The organism is Aeromonas sp. 600282 (assembly GCF_049175755.1).
Classification (GTDB): Bacteria; Pseudomonadota; Gammaproteobacteria; order Enterobacterales; family Aeromonadaceae; genus Aeromonas; species Aeromonas veronii_A.
This window is the reverse complement of sequence record NZ_JAAKVR010000026.1, coordinates 42021-53598: the sequence shown is the minus strand read 5'-3', so window position 1 is coordinate 53598 and position 11578 is coordinate 42021. Positions and strand designations below refer to the sequence as shown.

Sequence of the window (11578 nt, the reverse complement as noted above, 5' to 3'; positions counted from 1 at the left end):
GGAGAAGGATTCGAACCTTCGAAGGCAGAGCCGTCAGATTTACAGTCTGATCCCTTTGGCCGCTCGGGAACCCCTCCCCAAGTGCGAGGCGCATACTATCAGATCCAGAGGCTTTGTGAACCCCTTGATGAGGCATCTGGCAGTAAAAAATGACTGTTCGTCGATTTTTTGATACATCAAGCTCAAAATTCAAGCTTATCAGCAAGTTGTGCGCTGCTTTTCTGCACAAAACAGCATCTGTGCAAGTTGGCGATCGCGCTGAAGACAAGGCAGATAGCAGAAGACCGCCAGCGTCGGCGGTCTTCTCGGGCATCACATCTAGCGCTGGAACGGGTAGATCGAACCCAGTTTCAGGATCTGGGTCAGCTCGTCCAGCGCACTGCGGGACTCCTGCACCAGTGCTGGGTCCCGCAGGTCATCGAGGGTCAGGCGGTCACGGTAGTGGCTATCGACCCAGCCATCGAGGCGGGCAAACTGGCTGTCGTTGATAAGGCAGGCCTGATTGACTGCGGCGAGTTCCTGATCGTTCATGGCAACCCGCAGTCGCAGGCAGGCGGGGCCGCCACCATTGCGCATGCTCTGTTTCACATCCATATAGTGCACCGTCTTGATCGGGGTCTCCTGCGTCAGCAGCTTGTTCAGGTACGCTGACACTGCCGGATTATCGCGGCACTCGGTGGGGGCGATGATTGCCATCTCACCGCTCGGCAGGGTGAGGATCTGGGTGTTGAACAGGTAGGATTTCACCGCATCCAGCACCGACACCTCGGCGGTCGGCACTTCGATAAAGTGCAAATCCCCCTCGCCAAACTTGCCGCTGATCTCAGTCAGTACCGCTTCGGTGTTGAGGAACGCTTGCTGGTGGAAGAAGAGCAGGTTCTGGTTGCCCACCGCGATCACGTCGTTATGGAATACCCCCTGATCGATCACCTCCGGGTTTTGCTGAATAAACACCACGCTCTCCTCGCCAAGGCCATGCAGGCGGGCGATGGCCTGGCTTGCCTCCAGAGTCTGGCGGGCCGGATAGCGCTTCGGCGCCGGGCGGGAGTAGTCAAAGGCGCTGCGGCCATAGACAAACAGCTCGACCCCCGCCTCGCCATAGGCACGGCAGAGCCGGGTGTGGTTGGCAGCCCCCTCGTCGCCGAAGTGGTCATTCTCTGGCAGATGGAGGTGGTGGCTGAAGTGGCGATCATTGTTGAACACGGCTCGCAGGATACGGCCCGTGACGTCCGGCTCCAGAGAGCGGTGAAACTTGTTGGTCAGGTTGGCGGGGGTGAAGTGAATGCGGCCATCCTGGGTATCGGCACTGGGAGAGACGGTGGCGGCGTTGGCGGTCCACATGCTGGAGGCCGAATAGCACGCGGCCAGTACGGCAGGAGCCTGTTTGGCGGCCTGCTCCAGCACCCGGGCATCGTTGCCGGTGAAGCCTAGGCGGCGCAGGGTGGCGAGATCGGGACGCTCTTGTGGCGCCAGTACCCCCTGGGTCATGCCAAGCTCGGTCAGCGCCTTCATCTTGCGCAGTCCCTGTTTGGCGGCCTCTTTCGGATTGGAAGCCTCCTGGGCATTGCTCTGGGAGGCAACGTTGCCGTAGGAGAGGCCAGCATAGTTATGAGTCGGGCCGACCAGACCGTCGAAATTGACCTCGAAGTGCTTCATTGAGTACATCCTTTCGATTTTTATGATGGGTAGCGGTTCCTTCCGCGCACAATGCGTCGGGGTTGGGCCATTATAAAGAGATTTTATGTTTTTGTAACAAGCCGGTAACCAGCAGACGTTTTTATGTCGTTTCAGATATAAAAAGAGGGGCGGTATGGCAGAAAATTGAAAAAGCGGTTGCGTCCGGCCTGTTGCCTTCGCATTAATAAATAAAGAAGCAATAAAAGAAGCCGTGTGGTTCGGGCTGGTCAGGCAAATTTGCTCACAAGATTGCTTTTTCGCGCCAAATCTCTTATACAGCCCCACAAAACCGCACACCAACCCCGTCGGGTGCAATGAGGATAATAGTTACAGCATGGGCAAATCACTGGTCATAGTGGAGTCTCCGGCCAAGGCCAAGACGATCAACAAATATCTGGGCAAGGACTACGTGGTGAAATCCAGCGTTGGTCATGTTCGCGATCTGCCCACCAGCGGCAGCGCCAGCACCGAGCCCAAGAAACCTGTCATTCGCGGCATCAAGTTGAGCGAAACCGAGAAGGCTGCCAAGGATCGCAAGGCCCTGTTTGCCCGGATGGGTATCAATCCGACCGCTGGCTGGCAGGCTAACTACCAGATTTTGCCCGGCAAGGAGAAGGTGGTCAGCGAGTTGCAAAGTCTGGCCGAGAAAGCCGACACCATCTATCTCGCAACCGACTTGGATAGAGAAGGAGAGGCGATCGCCTGGCACCTGCGCGAGATCATCGGTGGCGACGACAGCCGCTATAAGCGCGTGGTGTTTAACGAAATCACCAAGAGCGCCATCAAGGAGGCGTTCGCCCAGCCGTCCGAACTCAATATTGACCGCGTCAATGCCCAGCAGGCCCGTCGTTTCCTCGACCGCGTGGTGGGTTACATGGTCTCCCCGCTGCTGTGGAAAAAGCTGGCTCGTGGCCTCTCTGCCGGTCGAGTGCAGTCCGTTGCGGTGCGTCTCATCGTCGATAAAGAGCGCGAAATCAAGGCGTTCGTTCCGGTCGAGTTCTGGGATCTCAATGCCGATCTGCTGACCGGTGACAAGGCTGAGCTGCGGATGGAAGTGGTCAGCCGCAACGGGGCTGACTTCAAGCCGGTGACCCAGGCCGAGACCTTTGCCGCTGTCGCAGCCCTGGAAGGGGTCGACTACAAGGTGGTGAACCGGGAAGACAAGCCGACCGGCTCCAAACCGTCCGCGCCGTTTATCACCTCCACCCTGCAGCAGGCGGCCTCTACCCGGCTGAGCTTCGGGGTCAAGAAGACCATGATGATGGCCCAGCGTCTCTATGAAGCGGGTTACATCACCTATATGCGTACCGATTCCACCAACCTCAGCAAAGAGGCGGTTGAGGCGGTGCGTGAATATATCGGCGAGCAGTATGGCGCGGCCTATCTGCCAGCCGAGCCGAATTTGTATGGCGCCAAGGCCAATGCCCAGGAAGCGCACGAAGCGATCCGTCCCTCCAACGTACAGGTGACTGCCGAGATGCTGGAAGGGATGGAGCCGGATGCCATGCGTCTGTACGATCTCATCTGGCGTCAGTTCGTTGCTTGCCAGATGACCCCGGCTCAGTACGACTCCTCCACCCTGACCGTCAAGGCGGGTGAGTTCGAGCTCAAGGCCCGTGGCCGTACCCTGCGTTTCGCCGGTTGGACCAAGGCACTGCCGCCGATGGGTCGCAAGGGCGAAGATAGCCAGCTGCCGGCGGTGACCGTTGGCGAGGTGCTGAAACTGGTCAAGCTGGATCCGCGCCAGCACTTCACCAAGCCGCCTGCTCGTTTCACCGAAGCGGCGCTGGTGCGTGAGCTGGAAAAACGCGGCATCGGCCGTCCGTCTACCTACGCCTCCATCATCTCCACCATCGTTGATCGCGGTTATGTGCGGGTCGAGAGCCGCCGTTTCTTCGCCGAGAAGATGGGCGAGATTGTCACCGATCGTCTGGTGGAGAACTTTGTCGAGCTGATGAACTACGAGTTCACCGCCAAGATGGAAGACAAGCTCGATGGCATCGCCGAAGGGAGCCTGGAGTGGAAGAAGGTGCTGGACGCCTTCTACGCCGAGTTTACCCAGGAGCTGGAGAAGGCTGACAAGGCGCCCGAAGAGGGTGGCATGCGTGCCAACCAGATGGTGATGACTGACATCGATTGCCCGGATTGCGGCCGCAAGATGGGTATTCGTACTGCCACCACCGGCGTGTTCCTTGGTTGCTCCGGCTATGCCTTGCCGCCGAAAGAGCGCTGCAAGAAGACCATCAACCTGGTCTCTGCCGACGAGTTTGTCTCCGCCACTGACGGTGAAGAGGCGGAAACCGAAGCGCTGCGCGCCAAGCACCGCTGCGGCGTCTGTGGTACAGCGATGGATGCCTACATCATCGACGACAGCCGCAAGCTGCACGTCTGTGGTCGCAACCCGGACTGCGATGGCTACGAGATCGAGAAGGGCCAGTTCAAGCTCAAGGGTTACGAAGGGCCGAGCATCGAGTGCGACCGTTGCGGAGCCGAGATGCAGCTCAAGAATGGCCGTTTCGGCAAGTACATGGGTTGTACCAACGAGACCTGCAAGAACACCCGCAAGATCCTGAAAAACGGTGATATCGCGCCACCGAAGGAGGATCCGGTGCCGCTGCCGGAGCTCAAGTGCACCCAGTCCGATGCTCACTTTGTGCTGCGTGACGGGGCTGCCGGTCTGTTCCTGGCGGCCAGCAACTTCCCCAAATCCCGCGAGACCCGCGCGCCGCTGGTGGAAGAGCTCAAGCGCTTCAAGGATCGCATCTCCGCCAAGCACAAATATCTGGCGGGAGCCCCGCTCACTGATCCGGACGGCAACCCCGCCATCGTACGCTTCAGTCGCAAGACCAAGGAGCAGTACGTGATGAGCGAGGTCAACGGCAAGGCGACCGGTTGGACCGCTCACTACGACAACGGTACCTGGCAAGAGAGTTTGCCAAAGGCTAAAAAAGCCTGATGAAAAGAGGCCCCGACAAGGGGCCTCTTTGCTTATGGATAGCGGTATACTGAGACAGCTGCAAGGAGTGCAGCTGTCATCAATCGCGAAGTAGACAAGGAGGTTGAGATGGAGATTAACGAGATCCGGCCGGGCATGAGCTGTATGACCCGGGAAGGGGCGGCCTATGTGCTGGAGGTGGACCGGCAGAGCCTGCTGGTGCTGCTGCAGCGTGCGGATGAGACCATACCGGTGCAGGTGCGCAGCGACGAGATCCTGGCGCCGCTTGAGTGATCCGGCTGTGATCCCCTCAAAACGGCAGTAGAAAAAGCAGCTCGGCCAGATCGGGCTGCCATTGCCATTCCTTCATTCTGACCCGTCCACCGATCACCACGACCCCCTCCTGCTGCAGGCGTCCCGTCTGTTCGGCAAAGCCTGGCGATCCTTTCGGTAACGAGATGGTGCCCGCGGCGCCCAGTACCCGATGCCACGGCAGTACCTTGTCGGTTTCCCGCAGCACCTTGCCCACCAGTCTTGCCCGTCCGGGCAACCCCGCCAGATCGGCCACCTGACCGTAACTGACCACCCGGCCTGCCGGGATCAGGGCGATGATCGCTTCGATACGGGCTGTTTTGTTCAATGGGGATGGACTTGGTTCAATGGGGATGGACTTGGTTCAATGCTCATAGACCCGATTCGTCAAAAACAACAGAAGCGCCATTGTGGCGCTTCTGTCATGGGGCTGGCAATGATTCAGCCGAAGGTCTGGCTAAGCCCCTTCAGTTGCTTGGCCCGTTCCAGCAGAGCCTGACTTGAGTGATCGACATCCAGCATCTTCTGACTGTTGGCGTGGGAGTACTCGGAGATCTGGTGGATGCTGCGGCTGATCTCCTCCACGACCGCTTGTTGCTGCTCTGCAGCGGTGGCTATCTGGGTGGAGTGTTCGGTGACCAGCTCTATCTCTGCCAGCACGGTATGGAGGCTGCTGGCGCCCTGGCGGGTCATCTCGGCACATGCGCGGGTCTGTTGCAGGTTCTCCTGCATCATCCCCTTCCAGCGTCCCAGAGTGTGCTGGATCTGCTTGATGCTGACCTGGATCTGCTCGGTCGCCTTGTGGGTGCGGGTCGATAGAGTTCGCACCTCGTCTGCGACCACCGCAAAACCACGGCCCTGCTCCCCGGCGCGAGCCGCTTCGATGGCGGCGTTGAGGGCGAGCAGGTTAGTCTGCTCGGCGATGCCCTGGATCTCGCCCATGACACTGCCAATCCGTTCGGATTCGCTGGCGAGCTCCACTGCCGAGTTGAACGCCAGCTCAGCCTGTTTGGCGAGCTGTTCGATCTGCTGCTCGGTCTGGTTCAACTGCTGGTTGGTTTGTTCACAACGATTGCGAGCTTCGTTGACCTGACCGTTGGAGTCCTGAATGTTGCGGGCGATCTCGTGAGCTGTGTTGGCCATCTGAGTCATAGCCGTAGCCATCTGCTGGGTCTGGGCATCTTGCTCGTTGATATCGAGACAGGCTTGATGAGAGGCCTGCTTCAGATTGATGGCCAGGGTTTGCAGAGGTGCCGTGGCATCGTTGATCCGTCCCAACACGGTTCGGATGCGGGCTTGAAGCATCTTGATATGAAAATCGGCAATGGCGCCGGGGTTGTCACCGGAGTAGACCAGCCGGGTCAGACTGTCATATTCACGGCCCAGTTTCTGCAGATAGTGGGGCAGGGCAAAGAGCTCGCGCCAGTAGGCTCCGCCAATAAGCAACAGGGGCAGCAGCATCAGCAGGACGGTCATGGCCCCTTGACTGGCGAAGGTCCAGCCCATCAGGCCGAGCAGCAGCAGGGTAATGGCCGGGGTGCGTACTTTGGCAAGAGAGGGGAGGTTGCTGCTGTTGCCGCGCTCGGCCTTGAGCAGTGCCTGGTAGGTCTGAGCGGCGATGCGCTTGAATTGGGGTTCGGGCTTGCAGCGTACCGACTGGTAGCCGCTGATCCTGTTGCCTTCATAGATGGGGGTCACATAGGCATCTACCCAGTAGTAACGGCCATCCTTGCAGCGGTTTTTTACCATACCGCGCCAGGGTTTGCCCTCCTTGAGGCGGGCCCAGAGATCGGCGAAGGCGGCCTTGGGCATGTCGGGGTGGCGTACCAGATTGTGGTTGTGTCCCACCAGTTCATCGACCGTGTAGCCTGCGATGTCGCAAAAGGCCGGGTTGGCGTAGGTGATCACCCCGCGCAGGTCAGTGGTGGAGACCAGTTGTACGTCGGCAGGAAACTCCACTTCGCTATCTAGGGTATGGACGTCTCTGCGGGCCATAGGAATACGCTCCGATGTTCTTGTTGATAATGTTGTCGTTGTTATTGTGGCAGATCTGGAGGTGGCCGCAGGCTCGCGCCAGCAGGAGGCAGACCAGCTTCATTGGGGGCTGGATTTTGCCAATAATGGCGGATGAATGGTAGGGGGGAAGTTGATGTTTTGTTGGCTAATCGTAAAAAAGGCGGCCAATTGGCCGCCAAAGTAGAGACAACATTACCTCTGTGGCATCCGGTAGCGCACCTGCAACTGATCGAGGATCTGCAGCTGACCCGGCAGGCGGGCGGCGAAGTGCTCCCAGCCCTTGTGGGCGGGATCGCTCCAGGCCACCTCGGCCGTGGCCAGCATACGCGGGAACAACATGTAGTCGAGACGATCACGGCTGGTGATCAATTCTGACCACAAGGGGCTCAGCACCCCGAGGATGTTATCGTTGGCATGGAAATCGGCTGGGGCAGGATCGCAAGCATAAACCTGCTCCAGATTGAGGGTACCCGCCCAGTAGAGGCCGGGTTCATGAATATCGGCGCTCCAGGCGAGATCGAGATAGAGGAACTGGGCGGGCGCCATCACCACCGGATAACCGGCCGCGGCAGCATCCAGCCCCGCCTGAAAGCTGGTCCAGGCACAGATGGCCGCTTTGCGGCTCACCTTGTCGCCATGCAGGATCTCCTCCCAGCCGATCATCTGTTTGCCTCTGGCGGCCAGATAGCGCTGGCAGTGGCGCAGCAGATGGCCCTGCAACTCTCGGCAGTCGGCGTAGCCCTGCTCGACCATCAGCTGTTGGCATGCGGGGCTGTCGGTCCAGACCCCGGTCGGCACCTCGTCACCCCCCATGTGGATCTGCGGGCCGGGGAAGAGCTCGCATACATCGTCCAGCACCGCCTCCAGAAAGCGGTAGGTGCCGGGCAGGGCGGGGTTGAGCACGTTGTCATCGAAATGCTGAACCGAGCGGTAGCGGGAGTGATCCGCCGTTTCGATCAGCAACTCGGGCAGCGCCTTGATGGCGGCATGGCAGTGGCCCGGAATGTCGATCTCGGGAATGACGGTGATGCCGAGCTCACCGGCATAGCTCACCAGCTCCTTCACCTCGCTCTGGGTGTAGTAGCCGCCATAGGGTTCGGCACCGCCGCTGAGCTGGGGGCCGATCGCCAGATCGTGGCCGCGCCAGGCTCCCACGTCGGTCAGTGCCGGGAAGGCCTTGATCTCGAGTCGCCACCCCTCGTCATCGGTCAGATGCCAGTGGAAGCGGTTGAACTTGTAGAGGCTCATCAGCTTGAGCAGGCGCTTAATGGTGGCCGGCGTGTGGAAGTGGCGGGCGCAGTCGAGAAAAATGCCGCGAAAGCCAAAGCGCGGGGCATCCTCCAGGGTGACGCAGGGCAGGCTCTCGCCATGTTGCAGATACCACTGGGCCAGCGTGACCAGCCCGTGGCGCCAGCCCGTTTCGTCGGCGGCGGCAATTACCACCTCCTGCGGCGTGATGGTGAGTTGGTAGGCTTCGGGGGCCAGCTTGGCCTCGGTCAGCCGGATTTCAGCGTCGTGATCCTGCTCCAGCGCCAGCGACGTCAGCTCGTTAAAGTGGGCCAGCAATTTCGGTACATCGCGGGGAGCGCTGACATGAGCCCGCTCGGCCAGCCGGAAGTTCCCCTCCAGCAGTACCAGATGGGCCGGTTGCGGCACTATGCCGGGCAGGGACTCGACATCCGGCAGGTCGGGGCGGGTTACCGGCGGGTTCTCCAGTCCGAGATCCTGCGCCGCCAGCGTCACCGGTAGCAGCTGGGCACCCGTGGTCGCCTCCGGCAAGCTGAGGAAAAAGCCCTGCGGCATGTCGGAGAGCTTCTTGATGGGGGTCTGGCGGCAGCAAAAGCGCAGCTCGCAGCTGCCAGCGTTCGGGACAATCACCTTGTAGCTGCCGCTTTGGCGCTCCAGCTCCCCCCCTTGCAAGGAGTCGGGGTCGATATGGCGAGCCAGACAGAAGTGCAGCTTCCACTTGGTATCAGGCATGCGGGAGAGGGTGAAAGTGAACCAGACATCCTCGCCGTCACGTCGGGCTACCTGGGTGTGGATCAGGGGTGTAGACATGGAAAATCCTCTGATTGGGCAAACAGGATGGCGCCATCGAGCGCATCTGCCTGGGGGGGGATCAGGTTGAGCTGGCCGAGACGGGGAGCGAGGCGGGTGCCAATCCCACCCAGCAGGGCGATCTGTCTGGCACCCAGCTGGGTCATTCCCTCCAGCAGGATCCGCAGTTGTTCGCAAGTTTCGTCCAGCAGCTGATTGGCTAGCTCGTCGCCATCGCTGGCTGCATCAAATACCCAGGGGGCGAAGTGGCCATAGTCCGCCGGAATGGCGCGGGCGGCCCAGCGTACCACCTCGGCCTGATCCCGCTTGAAGCGGTCCATCAAGCGGATGGCGAGGGTGCTGGGGGGCAGAATGCCATCGTGGCAGAGCAGGGATTGCTGGATGGCGCGCAGCCCCAGCCAGGCGCCGCTGCCTATGTCTGAAATGGGGAAGCCGCGGCCGGAGCAGGTGCGGATCTGCCCCTCCTGATAGACCAGCCCCACCGAGCCGGTACCTGCGATCAGAATGGCCCCCTCACGGCCGCCAAAGGCGCCGAGGCAGGCACCGAAGGCATCGGAGGTGAGCCTGACGCTGGCAAAGGGGAAGGGCATCTCGAGCAGGGCGTGATAGCAGTCGGCCAGCTCGGCGGAGGCGAGCGCCAGCCCGACCCCCATCTGCTGTTCACTCTCGATAGCGATCCCGGCGGCAAGGCGGGCGCTGGCGATGGCAGCCAGCACATTGGCGTGGGCATGGGGGATGCCCAGCTCCAGATTGGATCCGGCTGCGCGCCCCTCTCCGAGCAGCTTGCCCGCCCGATCTCGAATGCGGGCGCGGGTGTGGGTGCCCCCACCATCGACGCCGACCCAGAACTCAATCATGGCGACCTCCATTTCCCTGCGCATTCAGCCAGGTGATGGCCAGGGCAAACCAGGCAGCGTGGGGGATCCACTGCTCGCCCCAGCGCCAGTTCTGATCCAGCCGATCCTTGTACTCCTCCGGAATAAAGGCCACCTCATTTTCGTCATCAAACCCTGAGGTGATGCCGTTGCAGATGCCCCCCTGCGCATTGGGATACCCGGCGGTATAGGCGGGGTTGTTGATGCCGTGGCCCGCCAGCATGCAGGCGTTGAAGGGGTTTTGCCCGAGGATCCAGTCGAGTTGGCGCTGACCGTAAGTGATGAGCGGCTGGCTCTGGCGGGGGAAGTGGCGGGCGCCAGCAAAGGCCATGGTCGCCAGCGAGGCCAAGCGGGCGTTCTCCCCCTGCCACCAGTAACCGGATTCGTTGTTGTGGGGCATAAAGAAGCTGACGTGCGGCGCTTCATCCACCCCTTTGACATATTGGCGGGCGAGGGAGAAGGGGTTGCCCGCCCGTGCGCAGAGCGCCAGCTCGGCGGCCAGCGCCTGCTCCACCACGGTTTGTACCCTAGCCTTGTATTCCTGATCCGGCTCTACGCCCAGATATTCCAGCAGCGCCAGCACCGGCAGACCCGCCTCAGCGGCGTGGTAGTAGGGGCGCGAGCCATCCTCGTTGGCCGACCAGTAGTGGCCCAGCTCAGGATGAGGGCGCTGGCGGGCGCAAAGCTTGCTGGCGCGAGCTCTCGCCTCATTCAGCCACTCGGCGCCGAAGGTGCCGGTCAGCTCTACCGCTGCCAGCAGGGCGCAGTAGTCGTCGATGATGTTCTCGACCCCGTCATCCAGATAGGAGAGGTTGTGTTCACGCAGATGCAGGTAGCCGCGTTTGGCGGCCTCGGCGTAGCGGCTGGCATCGAAGTCGCCGCTGACGCTCTCGCGGGCGGCGCGGGCCAGCGCGGCGATGGCCATGCCGCCCCCTTGGCGAAAACCTGCCTGCCAGTTGGCGGACTTGAGCCCCTGCTGGGTGGCATAGGCGCATAGCTCGCGCTGCTCCGGGTCCTTGCTCCACTTGTCGAACAGGGTCATGTAGAAGAAGCCCGACTCATCCTGCATCCGGCAGAGGAAATCGGCGCCGTGCAGCGCCTCGTCATTGAGCCGCTTGCAGAGGTTCACCCCGTCGATATCGCGGCGCGGGGCCAGCAGTTCCCGGCACTTGAGCAGAGCCCACACCACCATGGGGGTCTGCTGGGGGTTGAGGTAGTTGGCGTAGGAGAGGTGGCTCAGGTACTTGCTCATGTCGCCGCTGGCATCGAACCAGCCGCCGTGAACATCTTTGTGCTGGTCGGTGCCAAACAGGCGGGCGTTGCGGTCGGCCCGATCGAAGGTGCCGCTGGCGCGCTGCCCCTTGAAGTAGTGGATGACATCGGAGAGGCAGCGGCTGGCCAGCAGATCCTGGCCGATGGCAAAGCGGGTCGAGCGGACAATGCCTTGGGCAGTGATCGCCTCCAGCCGATAGTCGCCGGGCTCCTTGAAGGCGGAGAAGTCGGCACGCCAGTAAGCGCGCCCTTGCCAGCCTGGGACGCTGCCAGCCGGTTGCAGCGGGGTTTCAAACAGGATCTGGCCATCATCGAGGCGTTGCAGCCTGACATAGCCGCCGAGATCAGGGGCGGGGGAGGTTTGCAACAGGGCGATCTTGTGTCCGTCGCACTCGTAGCCCACCTGATTGATCAAGAGTTCCATCAAGGTATT

At 61.1% G+C, this 11578-nt stretch carries 8 protein-coding genes; 2 read left to right on the top strand and 6 right to left on the bottom strand.

The window, feature by feature from the left end; all coding sequences use genetic code 11:
* Window positions 1–318: 318 nt before the first annotated feature.
* Window positions 319–1656: an N-succinylarginine dihydrolase gene (astB, locus tag G5137_RS19650; protein WP_421255848.1), complete on the bottom strand. Its 1338-nt coding sequence runs from the start codon at window positions 1654–1656 to the stop codon at window positions 319–321.
* Between the two features lie 355 nt (window positions 1657–2011).
* Here astB and topA point away from each other — a divergent pair, with 355 nt between their 5' ends.
* Both topA and G5137_RS19640 read left to right on the top strand, forming a co-directional pair.
* On the top strand, window positions 2012–4633 hold the full coding sequence (gene topA, locus G5137_RS19645; RefSeq protein ID WP_421255847.1) for a type I DNA topoisomerase: 2622 nt from the start codon (window positions 2012–2014) through the stop codon (window positions 4631–4633).
* A gap of 108 nt (window positions 4634–4741) precedes the next feature.
* Window positions 4742–4906 (top strand): hypothetical protein, encoded by a 165-nt coding sequence (locus G5137_RS19640; RefSeq protein WP_005334891.1) that lies wholly within the window; start codon window positions 4742–4744, stop codon window positions 4904–4906.
* Window positions 4907–4922: 16 nt separating this feature from the next.
* Here G5137_RS19640 and G5137_RS19635 read toward each other — a convergent pair whose 3' ends face one another.
* From G5137_RS19635 to G5137_RS19615, 5 genes are all read right to left on the bottom strand, one after another.
* Complete coding sequence (locus tag G5137_RS19635; RefSeq protein ID WP_421255850.1) at window positions 4923–5279, bottom strand: MGMT family protein; 357 nt, start codon at window positions 5277–5279, stop codon at window positions 4923–4925.
* A gap of 86 nt (window positions 5280–5365) precedes the next feature.
* Window positions 5366–6919, bottom strand: coding sequence for a methyl-accepting chemotaxis protein (locus G5137_RS19630; protein ID WP_204381343.1), 1554 nt, complete (start codon window positions 6917–6919; stop codon window positions 5366–5368).
* A 213-nt stretch (window positions 6920–7132) separates the two neighbouring features.
* On the bottom strand, window positions 7133–8998 hold the full coding sequence (locus G5137_RS19625) for a beta-N-acetylhexosaminidase (protein ID WP_421255846.1): 1866 nt from the start codon (window positions 8996–8998) through the stop codon (window positions 7133–7135).
* Window positions 8983–9855 (bottom strand): BadF/BadG/BcrA/BcrD ATPase family protein, encoded by an 873-nt coding sequence (locus G5137_RS19620; protein ID WP_005347722.1) that lies wholly within the window; start codon window positions 9853–9855, stop codon window positions 8983–8985. The genes G5137_RS19625 and G5137_RS19620 overlap by 16 nt, the downstream gene beginning before the upstream one ends.
* On the bottom strand, window positions 9848–11569 hold the full coding sequence (locus G5137_RS19615) for a glycoside hydrolase family 9 protein (RefSeq protein ID WP_203117187.1): 1722 nt from the start codon (window positions 11567–11569) through the stop codon (window positions 9848–9850). Before G5137_RS19615 ends, G5137_RS19620 begins: the two co-directional genes overlap by 8 nt.
* Between the last annotated feature and the right edge of the window lie 9 nt (window positions 11570–11578).

Bases quoted from the DNA above. Each gene is read 5' to 3' on its own strand.
- astB (WP_421255848.1), bottom strand. From the start codon at position 1,656: ATGAAGCACTTCGAGGTCAATTTCGACGGTCTGGTCGGCCCGACTCAT.
- topA (WP_421255847.1), top strand. From the start codon at position 2,012: ATGGGCAAATCACTGGTCATAGTGGAGTCTCCGGCCAAGGCCAAGACG.
- G5137_RS19640 (WP_005334891.1), top strand. From the start codon at position 4,742: ATGGAGATTAACGAGATCCGGCCGGGCATGAGCTGTATGACCCGGGAA.
- G5137_RS19630 (WP_204381343.1), bottom strand. From the start codon at position 6,919: ATGGCCCGCAGAGACGTCCATACCCTAGATAGCGAAGTGGAGTTTCCT.
- G5137_RS19625 (WP_421255846.1), bottom strand. From the start codon at position 8,998: ATGTCTACACCCCTGATCCACACCCAGGTAGCCCGACGTGACGGCGAG.
- G5137_RS19620 (WP_005347722.1), bottom strand. From the start codon at position 9,855: ATGATTGAGTTCTGGGTCGGCGTCGATGGTGGGGGCACCCACACCCGC.
- G5137_RS19615 (WP_203117187.1), bottom strand. From the start codon at position 11,569: ATGGAACTCTTGATCAATCAGGTGGGCTACGAGTGCGACGGACACAAG.